General features: G+C 63.0%; 23 protein-coding genes. 10 read left to right on the top strand and 13 right to left on the bottom strand.

The genetic code is table 11. The annotated features are described in order from the left end of the window. Positions 1 to 12: 12 nt before the first annotated feature. Entirely contained in the window at positions 13 to 282 is a 270-nt protein-coding gene (locus AC2ETI_RS22995) for a helix-turn-helix domain-containing protein (RefSeq protein WP_003943854.1), read from the bottom strand. Between the two features lie 49 nt (positions 283 to 331). On the opposite strand from AC2ETI_RS22995, the gene map reads away from it, so the two are divergent. After that, the gene (gene map / locus AC2ETI_RS22990) at positions 332 to 1,096 is read left to right on the top strand and encodes a type I methionyl aminopeptidase (RefSeq protein ID WP_308371752.1); all 765 of its coding nucleotides are present in this window, start codon (positions 332 to 334) and stop codon (positions 1,094 to 1,096) included. 9 nt (positions 1,097 to 1,105) lie between these two features. Here the strand turns inward: map and AC2ETI_RS22985 are convergent, their stop codons facing one another. Beyond that, positions 1,106 to 2,938, bottom strand: a complete 1,833-nt coding sequence (locus tag AC2ETI_RS22985; RefSeq protein ID WP_019746419.1) for a glycosyl transferase — start codon at positions 2,936 to 2,938, stop codon at positions 1,106 to 1,108. Between the two features lie 335 nt (positions 2,939 to 3,273). On the opposite strand from AC2ETI_RS22985, the gene AC2ETI_RS22980 reads away from it, so the two are divergent. After that, on the top strand, positions 3,274 to 3,945 hold the full coding sequence (locus AC2ETI_RS22980) for an MspA family porin (RefSeq protein WP_020968119.1): 672 nt from the start codon (positions 3,274 to 3,276) through the stop codon (positions 3,943 to 3,945). A gap of 22 nt (positions 3,946 to 3,967) precedes the next feature. Here AC2ETI_RS22980 and AC2ETI_RS22975 read toward each other — a convergent pair whose 3' ends face one another. The 5 genes from AC2ETI_RS22975 to dprE1 form a co-directional block, all read right to left on the bottom strand. Continuing rightward, complete coding sequence (locus AC2ETI_RS22975) at positions 3,968 to 4,600, bottom strand: hypothetical protein (RefSeq protein ID WP_195849558.1); 633 nt, start codon at positions 4,598 to 4,600, stop codon at positions 3,968 to 3,970. A 99-nt stretch (positions 4,601 to 4,699) separates the two neighbouring features. Further along, a complete protein-coding gene (locus AC2ETI_RS22970; protein WP_020905779.1) occupies positions 4,700 to 5,308 on the bottom strand; it encodes a TetR family transcriptional regulator in 609 nt (202 codons plus the stop codon). Positions 5,309 to 5,381: 73 nt separating this feature from the next. Further along, positions 5,382 to 7,235, bottom strand: coding sequence for a galactan 5-O-arabinofuranosyltransferase (locus AC2ETI_RS22965; RefSeq protein ID WP_046379736.1), 1,854 nt, complete (start codon positions 7,233 to 7,235; stop codon positions 5,382 to 5,384). A gap of 90 nt (positions 7,236 to 7,325) precedes the next feature. Then, positions 7,326 to 8,087, bottom strand: a complete 762-nt coding sequence (dprE2, locus tag AC2ETI_RS22960; RefSeq protein WP_019746424.1) for a decaprenylphospho-beta-D-erythro-pentofuranosid-2-ulose 2-reductase — start codon at positions 8,085 to 8,087, stop codon at positions 7,326 to 7,328. Beyond that, the gene (dprE1, locus tag AC2ETI_RS22955) at positions 8,084 to 9,517 is read right to left on the bottom strand and encodes a decaprenylphosphoryl-beta-D-ribose oxidase (protein WP_003943934.1); all 1,434 of its coding nucleotides are present in this window, start codon (positions 9,515 to 9,517) and stop codon (positions 8,084 to 8,086) included. Before dprE1 ends, dprE2 begins: the two co-directional genes overlap by 4 nt. A 63-nt stretch (positions 9,518 to 9,580) precedes the next feature. On the opposite strand from dprE1, the gene AC2ETI_RS22950 reads away from it, so the two are divergent. From AC2ETI_RS22950 to AC2ETI_RS22940, 3 genes are read left to right on the top strand one after another with little or no spacing between them, the layout of a single operon-like run. Next, on the top strand, positions 9,581 to 10,057 hold the full coding sequence (locus AC2ETI_RS22950; protein ID WP_078377459.1) for a GtrA family protein: 477 nt from the start codon (positions 9,581 to 9,583) through the stop codon (positions 10,055 to 10,057). A gap of 54 nt (positions 10,058 to 10,111) precedes the next feature. Next, positions 10,112 to 11,038, top strand: a complete 927-nt coding sequence (locus tag AC2ETI_RS22945; RefSeq protein ID WP_428690171.1) for a PIN domain-containing protein — start codon at positions 10,112 to 10,114, stop codon at positions 11,036 to 11,038. Positions 11,039 to 11,057: 19 nt separating this feature from the next. Further along, on the top strand, positions 11,058 to 12,041 hold the full coding sequence (locus tag AC2ETI_RS22940) for an alpha/beta hydrolase (protein ID WP_151531776.1): 984 nt from the start codon (positions 11,058 to 11,060) through the stop codon (positions 12,039 to 12,041). 13 nt (positions 12,042 to 12,054) lie between these two features. On the opposite strand, the gene AC2ETI_RS22935 is transcribed toward AC2ETI_RS22940, so the two are convergent. Beyond that, on the bottom strand, positions 12,055 to 12,663 hold the full coding sequence (locus tag AC2ETI_RS22935) for a TetR/AcrR family transcriptional regulator (RefSeq protein ID WP_192804717.1): 609 nt from the start codon (positions 12,661 to 12,663) through the stop codon (positions 12,055 to 12,057). Between the two features lie 209 nt (positions 12,664 to 12,872). Here AC2ETI_RS22935 and AC2ETI_RS22930 point away from each other — a divergent pair, with 209 nt between their 5' ends. Genes AC2ETI_RS22930 through AC2ETI_RS22915 form a run of 4 tightly spaced genes read left to right on the top strand, consistent with a single transcriptional unit; the run spans position 12,873 to position 17,429 of the window. Beyond that, positions 12,873 to 13,664: a cyclase family protein gene (locus AC2ETI_RS22930; protein WP_070385939.1), complete on the top strand. Its 792-nt coding sequence runs from the start codon at positions 12,873 to 12,875 to the stop codon at positions 13,662 to 13,664. A 53-nt stretch (positions 13,665 to 13,717) separates the two neighbouring features. Next, entirely contained in the window at positions 13,718 to 14,767 is a 1,050-nt protein-coding gene (locus AC2ETI_RS22925; RefSeq protein WP_483634424.1) for a fumarylacetoacetate hydrolase family protein, read from the top strand. Beyond that, a complete protein-coding gene (locus AC2ETI_RS22920) occupies positions 14,662 to 15,885 on the top strand; it encodes a thiolase family protein (protein WP_483634435.1) in 1,224 nt (407 codons plus the stop codon). The genes AC2ETI_RS22925 and AC2ETI_RS22920 overlap by 106 nt, the downstream gene beginning before the upstream one ends. Further along, the gene (locus tag AC2ETI_RS22915; RefSeq protein WP_483634423.1) at positions 15,882 to 17,429 is read left to right on the top strand and encodes an AMP-binding protein; all 1,548 of its coding nucleotides are present in this window, start codon (positions 15,882 to 15,884) and stop codon (positions 17,427 to 17,429) included. The genes AC2ETI_RS22920 and AC2ETI_RS22915 overlap by 4 nt, the downstream gene beginning before the upstream one ends. Here AC2ETI_RS22915 and AC2ETI_RS22910 read toward each other — a convergent pair. Genes AC2ETI_RS22910 through rfbA form a run of 4 tightly spaced genes read right to left on the bottom strand, consistent with a single transcriptional unit; the run spans position 17,418 to position 20,938 of the window. Then, positions 17,418 to 18,278, bottom strand: coding sequence for an ATP-grasp domain-containing protein (locus AC2ETI_RS22910; RefSeq protein WP_483634422.1), 861 nt, complete (start codon positions 18,276 to 18,278; stop codon positions 17,418 to 17,420). The two genes, AC2ETI_RS22915 and AC2ETI_RS22910, sit on opposite strands and share 12 nt — an antisense overlap. Positions 18,279 to 18,312: 34 nt before the next feature. Further along, positions 18,313 to 19,404 carry a S1C family serine protease gene (locus AC2ETI_RS22905; RefSeq protein WP_483634434.1) on the bottom strand — a complete coding sequence of 364 codons (1,092 nt, stop codon included), beginning with the start codon at positions 19,402 to 19,404 and terminating at the stop codon, positions 18,313 to 18,315. 51 nt (positions 19,405 to 19,455) lie between these two features. Beyond that, positions 19,456 to 20,061 carry a dTDP-4-dehydrorhamnose 3,5-epimerase family protein gene (locus AC2ETI_RS22900; protein WP_042950318.1) on the bottom strand — a complete coding sequence of 202 codons (606 nt, stop codon included), beginning with the start codon at positions 20,059 to 20,061 and terminating at the stop codon, positions 19,456 to 19,458. 1 nt (position 20,062) lies between these two features. Further along, positions 20,063 to 20,938, bottom strand: a complete 876-nt coding sequence (gene rfbA, locus AC2ETI_RS22895) for a glucose-1-phosphate thymidylyltransferase RfbA (protein WP_029537391.1) — start codon at positions 20,936 to 20,938, stop codon at positions 20,063 to 20,065. A 98-nt stretch (positions 20,939 to 21,036) separates the two neighbouring features. On the opposite strand from rfbA, the gene rfbB reads away from it, so the two are divergent. After that, positions 21,037 to 22,038 carry a dTDP-glucose 4,6-dehydratase gene (rfbB, locus tag AC2ETI_RS22890; RefSeq protein ID WP_151531479.1) on the top strand — a complete coding sequence of 334 codons (1,002 nt, stop codon included), beginning with the start codon at positions 21,037 to 21,039 and terminating at the stop codon, positions 22,036 to 22,038. Between the two features lie 7 nt (positions 22,039 to 22,045). Here rfbB and AC2ETI_RS22885 read toward each other — a convergent pair whose 3' ends face one another. Further along, on the bottom strand, positions 22,046 to 22,999 hold the full coding sequence (locus tag AC2ETI_RS22885) for a lysylphosphatidylglycerol synthase transmembrane domain-containing protein (protein ID WP_400821732.1): 954 nt from the start codon (positions 22,997 to 22,999) through the stop codon (positions 22,046 to 22,048). Between the last annotated feature and the right edge of the window lie 17 nt (positions 23,000 to 23,016).

Genomic DNA, 23,016 nt, shown 5'->3' with positions numbered 1-23,016 from the left:
TGAGAGAACTACTCAGGATGCAACTTCCTGTTCGGATTGTGGTGTTTCAAGTGTTCGGGCGATGGTGTCGAGTGAAATACCCAACACTTCCGCGACCGCGCTGATGGTGAAGAAGGCGGGTGTCGCGATGCGTCCGGTTTCGATCTTGCGCAGCGTTTCGACGGAAATACCGGCGTCGAGCGCTACCTGAACCATGCTTCGGTCCCCCCGCGCCGATCGCAGGAGTTCACCCAGTCTTAGTCCTCGTTCGAGTTCTTCCGCCGTCAGCGGCACGCGCACCATGTGCTTATAGTAATACCGGTATAGTTATTCGACAAGGAAGGTGTTCGAGATGGTCGAAATCAAGACCGCAGGGGAAATCGACGCGATGGCGGCGGCGGGGAGAATCACCGCGCAGGCGCTGGCAGCGGCGCGTGAGGCGGCGAGCGTCGGAGTGACGTTGCTCGAATTGGACGCCGTTGCCGCGGAGGTCATTTCGGCTGCCGGCGCCTCGGCGCTGTTCTTGAATTATCGGCCGGCGACGGCGCCGATACCCTTTCCCGGCGTGGCCTGCATCAGCGTGAACGATGCTGTGGTGCACGGTATCCCGAATGGGTACCGACTCCGTGACGGTGACCTGATCAGTATCGACTGCGGTGCGAGACTCGACGGCTGGTGCGGCGACTCCGCCATCAGCTTCACCGTCGGACAGGGAAGTAGTGAGGATCAGGCACTGATCGACGCGACCGATGAGGCACTAGCCCGTGGCATTGCCGCCGCCCAGCCCGGAAACCGATTGGGCGACATCGGTGCCGCGATCGGACAGTACGCGCGCGGCCTCGGATACGGAATGCTCGCCGATCACGGTGGGCACGGCATCGGCCGCGAGATGCACGAAGGGCCGGATGTGCCCAACGAAGGTCGAGCAGGCAAAGGCTTCCGGTTACGGCCCGGCCTGGTCATCGCCATCGAACCGATGCTCATCGCCGACGGAACCGACGACTACCGGCACGACACCGACGGGTGGACCCTTCGCACCGTTTCGGGCGCCCGGGCTGCGCACAGTGAGCACACTGTCGCGATCACCGAAGACGGTCCGGTGATCATGACCCGCTGATCAACCCGTTTAGCTCTGGTTGGAGGTCTTGCCGCTCACGAGGTCTCGTACGTCCCACACCCACACGTCGTCGACGCGCTTGGCGTCGAAGCCGACCAGCTCGTCGACCGTGTGGCGCAGGGCGTCGTCGCCGGAGAATCGGGGAAGCACCAGTACATCGGCGTGCCAGTACCGCAGGTCGGTCAGTGCGTTCGCCCTGGTGCCCACGTCGATCAACGGGACCTTGCCGGTTTGTTTGGCATTGACCAGCAGGGTCGAGGTGGGCCGGGACTCGGCGCCGTAGATTCCGGCGCGGGTCTTCGAATCCGGGCCGACGAAGTACCCGCCGGCAATGGGGAAGCCGAAGTCGGCGTCGACCTGCCAGCTCAGTGCGCGGGCGTCCTCGGCGCTCGCGACAGGGACCGTCACCAGAGTGCCGTCGCTGACGTAGTTCTCCCACGAGCCGCTGGTGATGAATTCGGGCGTCGCAGATCGCTGATCGGCGTCGATGGGGGTCGGGATGAGGGGAATCATCGCGACGGCGAGCGCGACCAGCCAGACACCGGCTGCCGTGCGGCGCGGTCCACGAAGTTCGACAAAAGCGCGGTAGGTGCCGAGGGTGAGCAGCAGCCCGATCGCCGGAATCGCGCCCATCGCGAATCGGGATTCGAGCACCGATTCGAACAACGGCAAGTCGGCGAGGAGTTTCCACGGCAGGGTGATGCCGGTCTTGTCACCGTCGATGGTCAGTTCGGAACCGAGCGAGAGCACACCCATCACCACGATCACGGCGGCGGCAGCGCGGGTCAGACGGATGCGCCACAGCCACACCGTTGCACCGAGAAGCAGGAGCACCAACGGCCATCCGAAGTACGCGTTCTCCTCGGTCGGGTTCATTCGGAACTCCGCGCCCTCGGGATCACCCGCAACCGATTCGGTCGGGAACGTGGTGAGTGCAGCGGTGTCGTTGCCGGCCTGACCGTGTGAGACGCCGTCGTAGCTCGCAGGGCCGAAGAACTGCGACCACAGCGGCACCGCGGTGATCAGGAGTGTGACCGCGCCGCCGATCACGAGGCCGGGCATCGCGCGCTTGATCGCCTGGCGCGACTTGGCCAGGTCAGGCAGTGCATAGGCGGCGCCGAACACCATGGCTGACATCGTGAAGATGAGGAGCGGCTCTTCGCCGAGGAAGATCTGCCACGCGACGAGTAGGCCGAGAACGATTCCGTCGCGAACCGGACGCTTGCCGTTCGAGATGCGCACTACCTGCAAGAAGATGAACGGAAGTACGAAGAACGCGACGAAGTTCGGGTGGCCGTTGGCATGCGAGATCATGGCGGGCGCGAATCCGCAGAACCCCGCTCCGACGGCGGCCGCGATCTTGGAGCGGACGGAGACACCGGTCAGTACGTGCCGCGAGAATGCCCAGTACCAAGCTATGGCGGTGCCGCCGAGTCCGGCGGTCAGCCCGATCGCATACGTGGCTGTCGGTCCGAAGATCAGCGTGATCGGGGCCAGCGGGATGCTGATGCCGAACATCGCGGTATTGGCCATCAGGTTCACGCCGAGCGGGTAATTCTGCAGGTCACTGAACAGCGGGCTGCGGAACTGGGCGAGGGCGTGAGCGGTATCGGCGAAGAACCATTCCCACATGGCCTGGTCGCGGCCCGCGTTGAACAGATAGCCGGACTGCAGATCGCTCCACAGGTTCGACATCACGTAGATCGCCGCAACGGTGAACGTCGCCATGATCGCGAGGTCCACAAGACGCCCGCGCTGGACGACCGAGCGCCGCACTGCTGAACGGACTCGCCCTGGACGTGCTTCTTCGAGCAGTTGGACGTCGGGCAAGGTCTCGGTCATGCAGTCGGTGCCTTTCGGTTCTGGCGCCCATCCCTGAAGTGGCAGTTCTCAGAAGTTCGGGGTGGCCTATTTAGGTCTCGATTCGATAACTTCCTCTGTCAGAGTAACGAACAAAACGGTTCGCGTCCGCGAGCGGGCGCAGTCGACGGGACAAACCGGGCCACCCGACTTGTCCGGAAAGTAATGTTTTCGTGCATCGTTTGACGGGTTCGTGACCGGGGTATCGCAACAAGGATCTTGCTCGCGTTTGTTCAGGCAGCCCCGACGAATCCCATCCTCGACGAAGAGTTGGAACCTACGTCCGGGGCCTATACCGGATGGGATGGTGCTTGTGCATGTCGAAGACAGCAGTTCGCAGTAGCGCAGTGGGAGCAGTGGCCTTACTGGCCGTTGTCCTGGGGGGTGGGACGGCGTCGGCAGGCGTCGACAACACCAGTTCGATCACCGACGTCAAAGGAAATCGGATAGAGGTCTATCAGGCTGATACCGCTATCCACGTCTTTCCGCCTCTCGACAGCTCACCGCTGAGTGTCGAGTTCTTCCACGACGGGGTTGCCGGCGTGAAGATCGACGGGCCGGACGCAGCAAGTTTCACCGGCACGAAGCTGACGATCGGTTATCAAATCGGCTACCCGATCGCGTTGACCGGCGCGACGGTCGTTCTCAATAGCCCCGGCCTCGACTGGGCTGTCGAGAGTGGAACCAACCTCGGTATCGGTCTGGTTCCGGACTTCGAACTGGGCCTGGACATTTCGAACGGGTTCGCCATCGGCGGCGACATCATTCCTTCACAGGAACTGGACGTCGATCTGGCGCCGGGCGGTATCACCGACGTCGCGCTACTCGAAGACCAGGAATTCGACGGACCTGAAGCAGCCGTCCGGCTCTCCGGAGTTCACGGATACGTACAGGGAGCAATCGGGCCGGTAACCATCAGGCCCTACGCGAAGGCTGTCACGTCGAATGGCGATACCGTCGTCACTTACGGTGTGCCGCAACGGTTGTAGTGCAGTACCGGCGCTCCCGCCCTCACGCTGCAACAGCGTGGTGGTGGGAGCGTTCCGCGTTGTGAGTTGTCGAATCGGTGCCACGAATAGGCTCGGCGTCCGCCCAATGGGCACTGCGGGAAACACTGACGAGTTTCGCGACCAGCCGTGCCGCGATCCACACGAGGTACACGGCGGTGATCAGAAGCAGAAGCGCCCAGTCGTGCGCGAAGAATCCGACTATCCCGCCGATCGTGAACGCGAGGGCGACGAAGACGACGCGTCCGCCCACGTCGGTCTCGACCAGATACTCCGGCTCGATCGGATCGTCGAAGTCGTTCGATTCATCGGCGTCTCCAGCCGATTCGGCTCTGGACTTCTCGTGGTGTTCGGTCGGGATCTCGAGTAGCTCACCCCATTCGAGCACCGCAACGGTGTGTGCGGTGTCGGTCGGGATCGCGCGGTAGTCGCGGGACTCGGAAACGTCGATGAGAGCCCTTGCCAGAGTGAGTACTTCGATGCGATTGCGAATCGCGACGCTCAACACTTCGTGGAAGGCCTGCTCGCGCCCGAACGGTTTGCCGCGCGCAATGACCAGAACATGTTCTGCGGAATCGAGAACTGCACGATGCGGTACAAGCTCGCGGCTTTGCGTAACGAGTTCGCTCACTGTCATCACCTACCCCGCCGGTGGTTGATGCGGCCGTTTGCTCGACTGCGCTTGGAGGGGCTGAGTACCCCGGCAGTTTCGGAAACAAACTCGCCGGACAGCGTGTCAGATTTGCGCAGCCGGGGCCGAGAGTGCTCCGAGGCAACTTTCGATCAGGTCGGCAACAATCACGTGAGCACGTTCTCGGCTGTCGACGCGACCCTCCCACGTGGCAAAAGTGACGACGGCGAGCACGGTCAGAGTTGCCGCCCGAAGTTCGGCGATCTCTGCCGGCAACGAGGACGCAGCGACTATCCGCCGCTGAACTTCGCGGAAACTCTCGGCCTGCATGTGATCACGGATGGTCGACGACATGGCCGGGTCGAAGATCGACTGCACCAGGAACCGTGCGTACAACGTGCCTTCGCGGTAGATGGTCTGTTCCGCCAACGGCAGGACGAGAGCCTCGACGAGGGCACGCATCGTCGGTGGATTCGGGTCGAGATCGATCGTGTCGAGCAACTCGCGTCGACGCTCACCGGCAGGTCGCATTCTGGACTCGACGACGGCCGCCAGCAAACCTTCACGTGAACCGAAGTGATACTGCGCAGCCGATTTGTTGGCCTGTCCGGCTTCGGTCTGAACATCACGAAGCGTCAGAGCGGCCAGACCTCGTTCGGCAACCAGACGCTCGGCTGCATCGATCATTGCCGCTCGGGCATCGGTTCGGGTCACGGTATGAAGTTAGGGGTGCGTCGGGGTCGCGTCAACGACCCCGACGGTAAGCCTTTTGTGACGTATCTCCTGGTTAGATCGCGTCAGAGCGGGTAACGACCACAAACGGGCCCTGCTCGGTGACTGTGAAACGAGGATCGTCGAACAGTTCCTTGGGGAACGTGACCGTGTAGCGGCGGACGTTCGGGTCGTTGGGGTAGACATCCTCGGCCAACCGCAGTGTGTACCCGTCGGCGCCCTGGCGGAAGACGAAGGCGTCGGGACTGCGCCACGGCGACGCGTCCAGCGCAGCTATCAGTTCGTCAGGGGTCTTCAGTTCCGACCACTGCTCGATCAGTGCGGCGCGGGCACGGAAATCGGCGAGGGGGTTTGCGTAGTGCGACGTCAGACCTTGGAAACCGAAGTACGGGTAGAAGCTCAGGAAGCCGATGTCGGCGGTGAGTACCACCGTGTCATGGGGTTCACGTCCCAACTGTTCGCGGATGATCCGGTCGATGTCCGCGTAATTGGCTTCGGCCCCGGGAGGTCGCTTGTCCCCGCGCTCGCCGTTGCCGTCGGTATCGCTGTATGCCACAGCGATATCCGGCGCCAGCACCTGCGGGATGTTCTGCGCGAAGGCGATGGCTCCGATGACACCGAGTGCAACCAGTACCGCTTTGACGCGGGGATTTTCGCTGGTGGCCAGGACGATCCAACCGGCGAACTCGAAGAATCCGAACACGCCGGCGGCGGCAAGGAGTCCGATCAGGACCGGCTCCAGTCGAAAGCCGAGGAGCGTACTGCCGGCGACGGTGAACGTCATGGACAGCAGTGCCCACAGGTACACGGCAATGACACCGATACCGAGTGCCCGGGCGCGGCGGGAGAAGAGGAAACGAGAAATCAGCCAGACCGTGCCGAGTAGGCACAGTCCGCCGACGAGCGAGAAACTCAGCATCGGGAAGGGCAGTACCGCACCGGAATCGGGGAGGTAGTGCATTGCCGTGCCGGATTCTGCAGTGGCACCCGAGAGTGCCTTCAACAGGTAAGGCGCCCAGACCGTCAGAGCGACCAAACCCGAGATCACCGCGATTGCGGCGAGCCTGACTAGGGGACCCAGCGCGGCTTTCCACGTGTTCTGGGCGCGGGCGGCAAGTACTGCGGCAACGACGGCCATCAGAGTCACGGCGAATGCGGCGAATCCGAGGTACAGCGTGTAGACGGTTGCGGCGAAACCGAGGAACAGGCCCGTCCCGAGAATTGCGCCGGCTCCGGCAAATCGAGAGGCACCCGGGCGATCGAGAGCCCCCCACGCCAGGATCAGCACCGGCGGGATCAGGAGGTTGATGACGGCGCCGTACGCCTCGGGGGAGTTGTACGCCAACACGACGGCAGTGACGGCCAACGCTGCGACTACGGCCCAATCGCGTCGAATCAGCTTGGTCCACAACACGAGTGCAACGACGGCGACGACAGCCAGCGAGCCGATCGCGTAGGGCTTGAAGGCTTCCCAACCGTCCATGCCCAGCAGGTTCGCGACGCGTCCACCGATCCAGAACCAGCCGGCCGGGTAGAACGGCGGCAGATCCACGTACGTCATGTCCTGCAGCGCAGCCGAATCCGTCAGCCGGGTCAGGTACTCGGTCCGGAACTGCTGATCGACCGAGACGCCGTGCAGATACAGACTCGTCGCGGCCAGGGGAAGTCCGAGCGTCGTGGTGACGAAACCGGAGAGCCCGGCCCACGAGAGGAGTTTTGCGACCCGCTCGGCCTTGCGGGCGCGGAACATCAGAACCGCAACACCGACCACTGCGATGCAGAGCACCTGCAGCACCGTCGTGACGGCCTGCGTGACGTTGGAAGACGTGAACGCCGGCCACTGCACTCGGCCGAAAGCAAAGAGCCCGACAGCGGCTACAACAGCGGCGACCAGCGCTCCGAGGGCCATTTCCACCACCGTCGCCGCGGCATTACGCCACGGCGACGGGGTCGAAAGTTCTGTACTCGGAGCAGTCGTTGTTTCTGGCACGGGAGGAGCTTAAACCGGCAACTTCCGGAAGATCGGGCGCGGCACGTGGCGCAGACCCATCATGACGAAACGCCACGGGCCGGGAGTCCAGACGATTTCCTTGCCCTTGTCCGAGGCGGCAACAGCGAGCTTCGCGACGATGTCCTTGTTGACCGTCAGCGGAGCTTCCTTGACGTGGGCACTGAACTGCGTGCGCACCATGCCGGGGCGAACGACGGTGACCTGCGGTCCGAATTCCGCGAGAGCCTCGCCGAGTCCGAGGTAGAAACCGTCGAGGCCTGCCTTGGTGGAGCCGTAGACGAAGTTGGCACGCTTGACGCGCTCGCCGGCAACCGACGACATCGCGATGATCTTGCCGAAGCCCTGAGCCTTCATCTTCTCGCCGAGAAGAACACCGACCGAGACGGACGCTGTGTAGTTCACGTTTGCGACCAGAACCGCCTTGCGCTGGTTCTGCCACAGCTCTTCGGAGTCACCGTCCAGTGCGAAGGCGACGATCGCGACGTCGACGTCCCCGTTCGAGAACGCCTGGTCGATCACCTTCGGGTGCGATTCGAAATCAACGGCGTCGAAGTCGATGAGCTCCACCGAGGTGGCACCCTTCGCTTCGAGCTGCTTGACCGCAGCTTCGCGTCCCGGATCGCCGGGAAGAGCCGCCAGAATGACGCGGAGCGGCGCCTTCTTCAGGTATTCCTCACAGATGGCGAGGCCGATCTCGGAGGTTCCACCGAGAAGCAAAACGGTTTGCGGGTTACCTACAGCGTTGATCACAGTTCCAGCCTTCTGGACATATCGGAGGCGAAAACGCCTGTGGGGTCGTACTTGCGGCGCGTCGCGATCCACTCGTCGATGCGCGGGTACATGGCGTGGAAAGTTTCCGCGGACGTCCGCGAATCCTTGGCCGTGTACAGGCGTCCACCGAATTCGAGGACACGCTTGTCGAGTTCGGTGACGAACTCGTTCAGGCCCGGCTTGATGCGGAAGTCGACGCAGATGTTCCAGCCCGGGATCGGGAAGCTCAGCGGCGCCTGGTTGCCCTCGCCGAACAGCTTGAACACGTTGAGGAACGAGTAGTGCCCGCTGCGCTGGATGTCGACGATGATCTTCTTGAATTCGTCGACGGCCTCCGGCGGAACCACGAACTGGTACTGCAGGAATCCGTTGGATCCGTACGCCCGGTTCCACTCACCGAACATGTCGAGCGGGTGGTAGAACTGCGTCAGATTTTGGACCTTGCCGCGGTACTTGCCGGACTTGCGGAACCAGACCTCACCGATCGCGGTGAAGTTGAACTTGTTGGCCAGCCCGTTGGGGAAGACGTCGGGGAACGTCAGCAACTGCGGCGCATCGAAGGCGAGCGGGTTCTTCTGCAGCTTGGCCGGAAGCTGGTCGAGCTTCGCCAGAGATCCGCGCGAGACTGCCGCACGGCCGAGCTTCGGGGGCGCGGAAATCGCGTCGAACCAGGCGCTCGAGTACTCGTAGTTGGCCTCGCTGCCGTCGCTGTGCAGCGCGATGGTCTCGTCGAGGCTGTTGGTGACGTCGCCGTCGGCGATGAAGTACGCCGTCTCGGTCGGTGTCATCTTGATGGTTGCCCGCAAGATGATGCCCGTCAGGCCCATGCCGCCGATTGTGGCCCAGAACAGTGCGGCCTTCGGGTCGTTGCGCCCGCCCTTGGGGGTGAGCGTGCGAACCTTGCCGTCGGCCGTCAGTAGATCCAACGACACGACGTGGTTGCCGAAGCTACCTGCGCTGTGGTGGTTCTTGCCGTGGATGTCCGAGCCGATGGCGCCGCCGATCGTGACCTGGCGAGTACCCGGCAGGACCGGAACCCACAGGCCGAACGGCAGAGCAGCCTTCATCAGCTGATCCAGATTCACACCGGCGTCGACGTCCACCAGGGCGGTGTCGCGATCGATGCGATGAATGCGGCTGAGTGCATTCATGTCGATGACCAGCCCACCGGCATTCTGCGCCGGGTCGCCGTACGAGCGGCCGAGGCCGCGCGCGATGACACCGCGTCGCAGATGCGATGGCTTGGAATCGTTCTGTTCCGCAACCTGGGCGACCGCGTTGGCGATCACTTCCACGTCGGGGGTGGACAGCACCTGTGCGGTGGTGGCGGCGGTGCGTCCCCAACCGGTGAGGGTGCGGGCTTGGGTGTGGAGAGCCGGCTGCGGCGTCTCTTCTGCTGTCGTGGACATCAAGGTAGAGGTTACCTGGGAGTAGTGCCGACGGCTCCGACTCGAGTGGTTACTCTCGTCGTCGTGCCCGAAACACCTGCAAGTCACCAGCACGAACCCCATGTCCCGCTGCCCGTCGAGATTCCTGTCACGACGGACATCGCCGACGACGCGATGGACCTGAAAACGCAGATCGTCCGGTTCGTCGCGACGGGTGGGCTGTCGGCGGTCGTGGACTACGGGCTGTACGCATTCCTGTTCAAGGTCGTCGGCCTCGATCTGAGCGTGGCCAAGTCGATCAGCTTTATCGCCGGCACTACGACGGCGTATCTGATCAACCGGCGGTGGACGTTCAAGGCCGAGCCTTCTCGCGCCCGCTTCATCGCTGTTGTCGTGCTGTACGCGGTCACTTTTGCGGTTCAGGTCGGGCTCAACGCGCTGATGGTGCATGTGCTCGCCGACGAGTGGTGGCGCATGCCGCTGGCCTTCGTCATCGCGCAGGGCACCGCGACGGTCATCAACTTCATCGTTCAGCGGGCAGTGATCTTCAAGATCAAGTAACGGTTCGGGGTGGATTAGCGCATTCGTCCGGTTTCTCGAGAGAGAATCGAGCCCATGATCATCGTTCTCGATTCTTCGGCCCTGACCAGGGGCGCACGGTTCGACGCCGCCATCGCCGACGCTCGCGCACTCGGACACCGCGTCGTCGTGCCTCGATTGGTCGTGCTCGAAGTTGCGAGCCGCTACCGCGAGGAATCGGCGGAGATGATCGCGGCCCTGAGCGTCCAGGCGCGCATGTACGACCGACTGGGGTTGCGGCGCGACCTCACGAGGTTCGTCGACGCGGCTCACGACAAGGCCGACGGCTACGTCGACGACGTGATCGAAGACCTCGTGGCGATCGGCGTCGAAGTGGTCGATCCAGTCGACGTGTCGCATCTCGAGGTGGCCGAGAGGGCGATCTCGCTGCGTCGGCCCTATACCGACAAGAAGAAGCGAGACGGCTACCCGGCGACGCTGAACTGGCTGACCGTGCTCGATCTCGCCGACCGCAACCCGGAGGTCGACGTCATCTGGGTCAGTTCCGACGCACGGGCATACGGCGAAGGCGAAGACGGGGTCTGGCACGCGGATCTCGCGCGTGAACTGGCATCGCGCGGCCTCGAGTATCGGGTCCGCTGGGCGTCGGACATCCCGGTGATCGACGGACCGGTGCAGGTGGAGCAGGTGGCTGAGGTCGCTGAGGTCGCGCCCGAGGCGCCGGTTGCTCAGGGCTTCGTGGAGCCGGAAGCGGTCGTTCCAGCAGAGATTCCCGAACCCGCGGTTCCGGCGGCGCCCGTCGTTCCGGAGGCACCGGCATCAGCTCCCGCACCCAAGCCCGTACAGCGTGCAGCGCGGACGAGAGTTGCCCCGCAGCGCATCGAGCCCGCCCCGAAAGCTCAGTCCGGTGGACTGCGTGGTCTGGGCAAGGTCATCGGCGGGCGGAAACGAAAGGTCACGATCGTCGACGATCTCGACGAAGTCGACCTCTTCGGTGCCTGATCGCTTCTAATCTGGACAGATGTCTCTGTTGCCGACAGTCAGTCGTAGGACCGGAACTCGATACGGCAGGCCGAGTATCGAATCGCAGGTCCTCTACAACGCGTGTCGATGGATGCTTCGGCCCGTAGTTGGGATCGCGCCGCTGACGCCTGGCGCCATGCGCCGCGCCGCAGTTCTGGACTCGGCCGCGGGTGTACGCATTCCGTCCGGGATCGATCGGGAAGCGATTCGTTTTCCAGGATTCGACGGTGAACTCGTCCGGACGGCAGGCTCGACGGCCGATCTGCGCGACGGTGTAGTTCTATACCTGCACGGCGGCGGGTTCATGTGCTGCGGGCTCAACACGCATCGGCCGGTCGTTGCCGGCATCGCCAAGCGAACCGGCCTTCCGGTCCTGCACATCGCGTATCGGCAGTTGCCGAGTACGAGCATCAGCGGGTCCGTCGACGACTGCCTCGATGCATACCGGTGGCTTCTCGAACAGGGAGCCTTGCCGGAAAAGGTTGTGTTCGTTGGTGATTCGGCCGGAGGTTTCCTGGTCTTCGCGACGGCGCTTGCAGCAGTTTCCGCGGGGCTCGAGGTTCCGGCCGGTCTTGTCGGGCTCTCACCGCTCCTCGATCTCGATTGCACCACCAAATCGGTCCATGCCAACGCTCGACGCGACGTGATCGCCCCGGTGTCGGCATTGATGGCGATCGGAAAGCTTGGCGGACAGACGAACTCGCCCGTCGACGGCGATCTTGCCGCGTTGCCGCCGTCGTTGCTGATCGCCGCCGAATCCGAGGTGCTCAGAGTCGATTCGGAGGTGATGGCGCAACGGCTCGCCGCCGCGGGGGTGCCGTGCTCGCTGCAGATCTGGAACGGCCAGGTTCACGCGTTTCCCGCCGTCTGGCCTGGCTTGCCGGAGAGCCGGGCCGCGCTACGTGACGTTGCCAGGTTTATATGCGCCAGGCTAGATGCGGTCTCGCCCCAGGTCGCGGGCGAAAGTTGTTCGGGAAGTTGAACTTCCGGTCCGGTTAGGGATTCTCGTGTCCTGACGTTGCGGTAGGTGCCATCGCGCGGGCATAGATCGATTCGAGCTCGGTTACTGCTGAACGTCGATCGACGTTGTCGGGATCGAGGCGATGTTGGAGGTTGATCCCGAGAGTGCCGGCCAGAAGGGTGACGGCAACCAACTCCGGATTGGCGACCGGGGTGTCGATCGAACGCAGGTAGTCCGCGTACAGCGTTCGCATTGCGACGTACTGCTCTGCGTAGGTCTCGCGGATGGTGGACCCGGGAATCACGGCTTCGATCAAGATGGTCGAGAAAATTCGTGCCTCGGGGTATGACATCAGTACGAAGTTGGCTTCGATCAATGCTTCGATTCCGGCCGCCGAGGATGATGCCAACTCTGCGCGTAGCTTTTCCATGCCCCACCGGAATGCGTCCTCGACGACGGCTCGTAGAAGCCCGTCCTTCGATCCGAAGTGCCAGGCCACGGACCCTCTGCTGATACCGGATCTTTCTGCCACGGCTTGTACGGACATCGCGGTCGACCCGCCTTCGGCAGCCAGTTCGGCCGCGGCTTTCACCAGTCGCCGTCTGGTTTCCTCGGAAATCTCCTGCTTGCGTGTCGACGCCATTCGGTGTTCCTGCCTTCTTTCGTTCTCGAGTGCAGCCAATTCCGGCACGCGGTGACGTCGACGTGCCCGTCGGGGCCGAGACCTGCGCACCGCACTCATGCTACGAGGCCGGCCATCGGCCGGCCGTATTCCTCTCGCGACACCCTCTTGCCTATGTTGATCGTCCAGTTATATGCTGAGCGTCCAATAGCTTAACGGAATGGGCGGACATGGAACTCATCGATCTGACTAGAACTCTCGATCCGGCCGATCGGGAATTGCTCCCCGAGGGTTTGAAGGCACTGGCTTCCGTCGTTGCCCCCTCGGTGACCTACTCGCACCCCGCAGGTGCCGGACGCGACGAGTTCGCGGCAGCACTGCAGTGCGGAGTTCATGATCTTCCGGACGGTGAGGGGTGGGGGTCGGAGATGTTGAGTGAGTTCAACAGTCATCTGGGGACGCACGTCGACGCACCCTTGCACTACGGATCAACCTCGGAGGGTAAGCCTTCTCGCACGATCACAGACATCGCGTTGGATGAATTGTTCTGCGAGACAGTGGTGCTCGACCTGCGCGGCCGGTGCGAGGCGAATCAGCCGATCTCGGTGGACGCGCTGAAAGCTGCCCTGGCGGAAAACGGTGCGTCCGTTCCCCAGGATGGTGCCGTGTTGCTCCGTACCGGACAAGAGAGCTTCACCTTGGCTGATCCAGGGTTCTTTCAGTATCCAGGGATGAGTCGCGAAGGCACGCTGTTTCTCGCCGAGCAAGGCGCGAAGGTGCTGGGCACCGACGCTGCCGGCTGGGACTTGAGCTTTGCAGTCATGGCACAGAAATTTCGTGACACCGGCGACAACTCGGTTCTCTGGGACGGGCACCGGGCCGGACGCGAACGTGAAGTATTCATCGTTCAGCAACTGGCGAACCTCGCCGCGCTTCCGCCCTCGGGATTTCATGTGGCGTTTTTCCCGATCAAGCTTGCGCGAGCCAGCGCTGCCCCGGCTCGTGTGGTCGCGTTCGTCTGAGCAAAATTCCTGCCTCACCTAACGAACAATTCAGTGAAAGGTATTGACTCACAGTGAAACTTGCGACCGTCGAATACGAAAAGACCCAGCAGACGGCTCTGGTGACGGGCAGCGGCGAGCAACTGTTGTTACTCGAGCGAGCTCATCATGATGTGACGGGAAAACCGGCTCCAGAACTGGAAACCATGCAAACCATCATCGAAGGTGGTCCGGCGGCGCGGGAGATCCTGGATCGGCTCGCAGACGAGCCGCCGGCAAGTGCAATCGTCGACGCAGGTGATGTGCGCTGGATGTCGCCGCTTCCTCAGCCGGTCCAGATCCGAGACTTCGGCTGCTTCATGGATCACTTCCGCAACGCTCGCGCCCGAATTCAAGGGGTCGCACTCGAGGAAGTCGAACTGCCGAAGATCCAGTTGGAACGCCCGCTTTACTACATCGCGAATCGATTGGCTGTGACCGGACACGAATCTGACGTCGTGTGGCCTGAGTACTCGAGCTTGCGCGACTACGAGCTCGAATTCGCCTGTGTGCTGGGGCGCGGTGGAACCGACATCTCACGCGCGGATGCCCCTGCGCACATCTTCGGTTACACCATCTTCAACGATTTCAGCGCCCGCGATACTCAGCTCGAGGAGATCTCCACCGGACTCGGTCTCAGTAAGAGCAAGGACTTTTCGAACGCAAATGTCCTCGGGCCCTGGATCGTGACGGCCGACGAAGTCGGTGACCCCTACCAGCTCGAGATGACCGCGAGAATCAACGGCGACGAGGTGAGTCGAGGAACCAGCGCCGATATGGACCATCGTTTCGAGGACGTGATTTCGTTCGCCTCGACTTCCACGCGGTTGTACCCGGGTGAAGTCTTCTGTTCCGGCACCGTGCCGAGTGGATGCGGCTTGGAGCACGGGCGGTTCCTGGAACCGGGAGACGTAGTCGAACTCGAGGTCGCCGGCCTCGGTGTATTGAGGAATCGAGTGGTGGCGTGGTCGGCGAAGTCATGGTTCTCGGTGTCGGCGCGACTCTCTTCGGGCGGCACGCGGATACCTCGGCCTCGGAATTGGCGGGGCGTGCAGCGATCGACGCCGTCGAAGACGCGGGCCTGACCCGCGGTGACGTCGGTGCGGTCTTCTACGCGACCGTCAGTCAGAAGGCGATCGACCGGCAGCACATGATCCCAGGCCAGATTGCCTTGAGGCCTTACGGTTTCGGTGGAGTCCCGGTCGTCAATGTCGAAAATGCCTGCGCCGGCGGGGCAACGGCACTCTGGCTGGCGATCGCCCACGTTCGCGCCGGTCTGTCCGAGGTCGCATTGGCGGTCGGGGTGGACAAGCTGGTGTGCTCGGATCCCGCTCGAAGTCTGGAGGTGTTCGACGGTGCACTCGACGTTGCGCATCGCGACGAGACGCTCGCCGGCCTTGCCTCACTCTCCGCTCCGGTGCCGGGTGAACTCGGATCGCAGGGTGAGCGGTCGGTGTTCATGGAGATCTACGCTTCTCTTGCTCGGGCGCACATGGAGAGATTCGGAACGACCGAGTTCGAACTCGCGTTCGTAGCAGCCAAAAATCATGCGCATTCCGTAGACAATCCGTGGTCGCACTTTCGCAAACCCTTCACTGTCGACGAGGTGCTTGCCGCGAGGCGAGTCGCGTGGCCTCTGACCGTTCCGATGTGTTCGCCCGTCAGTGACGGTGCGGCGGCAATTGTTGTGACCACTGCAGACTTTGCGCGAAGGCATGATTCCTCTCGGCGGGCGGCGCGGGTACTCGGTTGCAGCTTGGTGTCAGGCACGGATCGGGCCGCAGGTGACGTCGAGAGTCACATCGGTCGCCGAGCGGCAATGAGCGCATACGAGGAAGCCGGAGTCGGGCCAGGCGATGTGGATGTGGCAGAGGTCCACGACGCCACGGCCTTCGGTGAAGTACAGCAGGTCGAGAATTTGGGGTTCTGCCCGATCGGTGAGGGCGGCGCGTGGTCTGCGTCCGGTGCGAGTTCATTGGGAGGCGTGCGTCCGGTCAATCCGTCAGGTGGGCTCGAATCCCGTGGTCATCCGGTCTCGGCAACGGGACTAGCGCAGGTCTTCGAACTTGTCACGCAGTTGCGTGGACAAGCAGCGCGGCGACAGGTTCCCGGGGCTCGAATCGCGGTCGCAGAGAACGGCGGAGGTCTCTACGGCATCGAGGAAGCCGTCGCCGCGGTCACGATCTTGGGAGGGCCACGATGAACGCGGACATGATGAACGATGAACCGATGGCGCCAGGCTTGCACGAGCAAGCGGGATATGCGGATCTGATTCTGTCGGCGCTGCGACGCCGACCAGACCACATCGCGTTTCGATTCACGGATCGGAACGGTGATCGGGCCGAGCTGACGTATCGGCAGACCGCTGAACAGATAGAGCGGATTGCAGGTGTCCTCAGTAGCCTCGCTCTGCCGGACGGAGGCGGGGTAGCCCTGCTTGCGGGTCCGTGTCCTGAAGCATTCACGGTCATGGCCGCGGCGTGTCTGGCAGGCGTGCGCTACACGGCCCTCCATCCGCTCGCGACCGAAGAGAACGACAGGATGGTGCTGAAAGACAGTGGTACCGATCTCCTGTTGGTTGCCGACGGACAGTTCCAGGCGCGCGCCGAAGCGGCGCAGACTCGAGTGATGTCACTGTCAGCCCTCGAATCAGCGTGTGAATTTGCTACGGCGGGAACAGGTTCAGGCTTCGGCGGTCAGGGTCGAGCTTTGTATCTCTTCTACACCGGTGGAACTACCGGTGAGCCGAAGGGCGTCATGCTCAGGGACCGATCTTTGGTCGCCAATGCCTGGGCCTGCACCACGTGGGAGTGGCCGGCTGATACCACCATGCTGCTCACCACGCCGATGTCTCATGCTGCCGGTCTGCTCGTCGCACCCGGTCTGCAGCGAGGTGCAAGCTTCGAGTTGCACAGGTCGTTCGACCCGGACAGGGTTGTCGACGCAATCGAAAATGACGGAGTCACAGCTACATTCGTCGTTCCTACGATGCTCTACGCCTTGCTCGACCATCCACGCCTGTCGGATGCGAATCTGTCCGGGCTGAACTGGATGCTTTACGGTGCTGCACCCATCGACCCCACCAGGCTCGCGCAGGCAGGGGCGGTGTTCGGGCCGATCCTGAGCCAGCACTACGGTCAGGCCGAAGCCCCGAATGCGTTGACGGTGCTCGATACACGTGAGCACACGGACGATCCCGCAGTTCTGGGGAGTTGTGGGCGCGCGATGCCAGGTGTCGAAGTGGTGTTGTTCGACGAGCAGGGAAACGAGACCGCGACGGGCGTACCCGGCGAGCTTTGTGTGCGAGGTCCGCTCGTGATGGACGGCTATTGGAACAAACCTGAACAAACCGCTGCAGCGCTCGCGAATGGGTGGTTGCACACCGGCGACGTTGCTCGGATCGACGAAACTGGGCTCATCTCGATCGTCGACCGCATCAAGGACACGATCATCAGTGGTGGATTCAACGTCTACCCGCGCGAAGTCGAGGACTCACTCGGACATCATCCCGCAGTGGCCGCCTGTGCAGTATTCGGTGTCCCCGATCCTCAATGGGGAGAAGCGGTTACCGCGGCAGTCGTACTGAAGACGGGATGGTCGGTCACGCCCGAGCAGCTCGTCGCACACGTGAGATCACACAAGGGCCCGATCTGGGCGCCCAAGGAGATTTCAATTGTGGAAGCGTTGCCGCTCACTGCTTTGGGGAAGGTCGACAAGAAGGCACTCCGAGGCGCTTCACAGACCTAGAGACGCGACAACTGCCCGTGCGAGGGCGTCGGCAGATCCAGGGGCGAATGGCAGAAAGAGTTCGGGCTCGATCAATTCCACTTCCATGAGCAGTGGTTGATCCACCGGACCCACGACGTCCACACGCGCGTAAAGCAATTCGCCGGGGCCGCATGGGGTCGCGGCCAGTGCCGCGTCGGCCACCGCGAGTTCGGAGGCGGAAGGCTCGTGGAGGTAGTTGGTTCCGCCGTGGAACTCCTGCACACGGAAGTCGTTGGTGGCTGGGATCTTCCGGACGGCATGGGAGTAGCATCCGCCGAGGTGGATGATCGAGCGCTCGCCGTCGACGACGTCCGAGATGAAGGGCTGGACCAACGCGTCGTTGCCACTCTCGAGGATTGAGCTGAGGTGAGCGTGGGCCTGTTCGGACCCGGCGGCAAACTTTCCCACTCCGACAGCGCCGGCGGACACTGCAGGCTTGACGATGACCTCGGCACCCTTGAACGAAGGGAGGGTGAGTGTTTCGCGCTTTCCGGCAGCGATCACAGCGGTTGGAACGATAGGTACGCCGGCCGCGGCAAGTTCGGTGAGGTATCCCTTGTGGGCGTTCCACTCGACGATCGGGAGCGGGTTGGCGATCGGGGCGGTCAGCTGATCGAGAACGGCAAGAAATTCGTCGAGGCGCTGGGTGTAGTCCCAGGTCGACCGGATCAGAACCAGGTCGGCGTCGATATCGAGGAGGGACGGGCTCGACCACGGCGCCATTGTCGACGCAATGCCGTAGGAGGTGAGAGCTTCCATGACGAGTTTGCTTTCGACATCCGCCTCGCGGGCGGCGCCGTCACAGGTGAGCAGGAGAACCGTGGTCATGCCACGATGCTTTCACGGCTGGCGCCTTGTACGACTAGCGAGGTGGCCCCTCGTCGAGGACCAGCGAACCGGTCCCGGGTTGCCCGGTTGCGTCCACCCACGTCACCGCGACGGTGTCGCCGGGGCGGCGCGAGCTCATCGCCGCGTTGAGATCAGCGGACGACGCGATCCGGCTGCCACCGAACTCGGTGATGACCGCACCTTTGGTCAGCCCCACCCGCTCGGCCGGCGAATCGAAGCTCACGGCAACAACTTCCGCGCCGGCCGGCATCTCCGCGTGATCCTTGACTGCGACACCGAGCACGGGCGTCGGTCCCACACGCACGGTTTCGGAGGAGCGGCCACCGAGTACCTGCTCGACGATCGGTAGCGCGGTGTCGATCGGTATCGCGTAGGACTGAGGCGCCGGCGAGGTTTCGGTGCGGTCGGTGACGGCGTTGCCCGCGCTGCTGACGCCGATCAGCTCGCCAACGGCGTTGACCAGGGGGCCACCGGAATCGCCCGGCCGGATGTCCGCGTCGACCTCGATGAGGCCCTTCAACTGGTTTCGCGATCCGTCGGACACGTTGCGGGTGTTGACGGTGACACCGAGATTGGTGATGACGCCGGGAGCTGGGACGGGCACTCCGCCGCCTTCCGCATTTCCGATTGCGGTGACGGCATCCCCACGAGTGGCTTCTGCTGATTTGCCGACCACAGCCACCGGCAGATCCGTGGCGCCCGCGAGTCGAAGGACGGCAAGGTCGCTGACGCTGTCGTACCCGAGGATCTCGGCGTCGTAGATCAGTCCGTTGGACATGCTGACGGCAGTGACGTCCGAGGCTCCGCTGATGACGTGGTGATTCGTGAGCACCACTCCGTCAGGGGAGAGCACGATCCCGGTTCCGGCGGTGGTGGTGAATCCGGCCGGCGCGGTGATGGTGACGATGGTGGGGACCACCTGGGCCGAGAGTTCCTCCGGGCTGAGCGGAACAACCGGCGCCGGTGGGGTGGTGGTGATGACTGTGACGGGGGCGGACTCGATCGTGCCCGGAGTCAGAGGCGGTGCGACCAGTGCGAGGGCGCCGAGTCCGGCTGCGAGAACGGCGGCCGTCCACAGACCGCGTCTGCCCGCACGTGTGGTCATCCAGCCGTCCGTCCCGCCGGTCGTCATCCCATCGAGTGTGAAAGGTGAAGATTACCGATTCGGCGAATCTTCGGCCACAAAACCGGGCAACAGGCCGTTCGTCCGGAGCGTCGCCAGGGACGGTGCGGCGTCGTCCTTTGCGGAGAGCTCGTAGGTCAGGGGGTTGCCTTCACGATCCGTGGTCGGCCATTCGATCGCGAGTTCAGGATCGAAGGGATCGAGGTCGCGGTCCAGGTTGGGGGAGTATTCGATGCTGCACAGGTACATCACTGTCGATCCGTCTTCGAGTGAAAGGATCGCGTGGCCGAGGCCTTCCGCCAGGAAGACTGCTCGTCGATCGACGTCGTCGATCACCACCGCATCCCACTCGCCGAAGGTCGGTGATCCGATCCGTAGGTCTACGACGACGTCGAGGAAGGCACCTTTCACGCAGGTGATGTATTTCGCTTGTCCGGGCGGATTGTCCGTGAAGTGGATCCCGCGGAGGCTGCCGGCTTCGGAAACGGAGCAGTTGGCCTGGGCCAGGTCGAGTGTGCGGCCGGTCGCGGCGGTGAAGGTAGAGCTTTTGAACCATTCGAGAAAGACGCCGCGGTGGTCGCCGAACTGCTTCGGCGTAATCTCCCACGCTCCAGCGATCTTCAGTGGACGAATTTCCACGTCACCATTCCTTGCCGTGCTCGATCAGTTCAAGTAGGTAGTCGCCGTACCCGGATTTGCCCAATGCTTCTGCCTGAGTGCGCAATTGGTCGGAGTCGATGAATCCCTGACGCCACGCGACCTCTTCGGGTGAACCGATCTTGAGACCCTGGCGGTGTTCGATGGTCCGCACGTAGTTTGCAGCCTCGAGCAGGGAATCGGGTGTTCCGGTGTCGAGCCACGCCGTTCCGCGGGGGAGGACGTCGACGGTGAGTTTGCCTGCTTCGAGATAGCGCTGATTGATGTCGCTGATTTCGTATTCGCCACGCGCAGAGGGCTTCAGCGTGCGTGCGATGTCGACGACGTCGCTGTCGTAGAAGTAGAGGCCAGGGACTGCGTAATTGGATTTCGGTGACGTCGGTTTTTCCTCGATGGACACTGCTCGACCCGAGTCGTCGAATTCGACAACGCCATAGGCGGTCGGATTCGATACCCAGTAAGCGAACACGGCGCCACCGTCGATATCGGAGAAACGCCTGAGTTGAGTTCCGAGACCGGGGCCGTAGAAGATGTTGTCGCCGAGGACAAGAGCCACGGATTCCGATCCGATGTGATCCGCGCCGAGTGTGAATGCCGTTGCGAGGCCGTTGGGTTCGTGCTGGATCGCGTACGTGAGATTCACACCGAATTGTGAGCCGTCGCCGAGAACTCGTCGGAATTGCTCGGCGTCGTGTGGAGTCGTGATGATCAAGATGTCGCGAATGTCCGCGAGCATGAGAGTGGAGAGCGGGTAATAGATCATCGGCTTGTCGTAGACAGGCAAGAGTTGCTTGCTCACTCCGAGGGTGATCGGGTGCAACCGCGACCCGGTGCCACCGGCCAGAATGATTCCGCGCATGCGTGCAGTGTCCTGCACTCCTGCCCGCCGATGCAAACGGGACATGGCGAATTCTGCCGCTAAAGTGGGAGTTCGTTCGATGAACCTGAGGAGATGAAGTGCGACTACTGGTCACCGGGGGTGCCGGCTTCATCGGTGCCAATTTCGTTCATCAGACGGTGTCGACGCGTCCCGACGCGGAAGTCACGGTTCTCGACGCTCTGACCTACGCCGGAAATCGCGAGTCCCTGGCGTCCGTCGAGGACCGGATCACGTTTGTTCACGGCAACGTGGCCGACGAGCCGCTGGTCGACGATCTTGTCTCGCGCTCCGACGCAGTCGTGCACTTCGCCGCCGAAAGCCACAACGACAATTCCCTCGCCGACCCCGAACCGTTTCTGCGCACCAACGTCATGGGCACTTTCTCGCTCCTGCAGGCAGTGCGTTCACACGGGGTCCGTTATCACCACATTTCCACCGACGAGGTGTACGGCGACCTCGAACTGGATGATCCGGCGAAGTTCACGGAGACGACACCGTACAACCCGTCGAGTCCGTACTCGGCGTCCAAGGCGTCGAGTGATCTGTTCGTGCGTGCCTGGGTGCGCTCGTTCGGGATCGCGGCCACCATCTCCAACTGCTCCAACAATTACGGCCCGTACCAGCATGTGGAGAAGTTCATCCCACGCCAGATCACCAATCTGCTCGACGGGGTGCGTCCGCGGTTGTACGGGGAAGGTCGCAACGTCCGCGACTGGATTCACGTCGAAGACCACAACCGCGCCGTCTGGGACATCCTGGACCGCGGAAAGTCCGGTGAGACTTATCTGATCGGCGCCGACGGTGAAACCGACAACCGGACGGTGATTGCGGCTCTGCTCGAAATTTTCGGACGCAAGCCGGACGATTTCGACTTCGTCACCGACCGCCCTGGTCACGATCTGCGGTATGCGATCGACTCGACGCGACTGCAGCAGGAGCTTGGGTGGAAGCCGCAGTACCGCGATTTCCGAAGCGGACTGGAAGCCACCGTCGAGTGGTATCGCGACAACGAGCAGTGGTGGCGTCCGCAGAAGGCCGGCGTCGAGACGCAGTATTCCGCGTCCGAGAAAGTGGTCTGACCGAACGTCAGGCTTTGGTGGGGTCCGGCACCCGCGAGCGCTCGTGCACGAGTGCATTGCGCAGGCCCCGTGATCCCGACAACGCAGCCACGACGCCGGCAAAGACCTCACAGAGGGTGAACAGCAGCCTCGACGCCAGTGCGAGGCCGAGCGCGACGCCGGCATCCATGAACGGTGAAAGCGCTGCGACGATGACGGCTTCGCGGACACCGATTCCGGACGGGACGACAAAGACGAGGACTCCCGCGCACATACCGAGGGCGAGAGCGCCGATGCACTGGACGAGCCCACGGATTTCGAAGCCCGCCGAACTGGACGCGAGCAGCCACAACTGGATGCCGTAGAGCACCCAGCTTGCTGCGCACCAGCCCAAAGCGAGCGCAATCTTGTGCATCGTGAGCGGCTTGTGCAGCGGCGTGCGGCGGAGCAGTTTCAGCGCGAGGTTCACCAGGCGTGTGAGCACCGGCGGGTAGGCGCAGACCAATGCGATCGGTACGAGGATGATCACGCCGACCGCTGCCGCCGTGCTGACCTCGAACAGGGCAGGTAGACCGAAGAGGCCGACGACCAGCGCCGAAGTTGTGCTCAACCCCACCGTGACCAGCACTGCGACAAAGCCTGCGGCACGGGACACACCGGCGCGCCGGACGAGTTCCGTTTGCAGAACGAAGGCCCAGACACTGCCGGGAAGGTACTTGCCGAGTTGGCCGACCAGATAAGCGCGAGCGGCGTCGAAGGCCGGGATCGGTTGTTCGAGGGCGCCGAGTGCGTGCTGCCAGGCCCGCACTGCGGCACCCATACCGAGGAAGATGAACACCGACGAGGCGGCAAGCGTCCACCAGTTCAGCTCGGTGATCGTGTTCTTGACCTCGGACCATTGGGACTTCACCGCGTAGATGATCGCGACGACGATCGCGAGGGTGACGAGCACCTTGAACCCGTTGACGAGAAGGCCGCGCAGAGCGTTCGGCTGTGCGG

The organism is Rhodococcus sp. MurmanLake-1, from assembly GCF_056945715.1.
The sequence above is the reverse complement of the archived record's forward strand: the minus strand, read 5'-3'. Positions and strand labels throughout refer to the sequence as shown.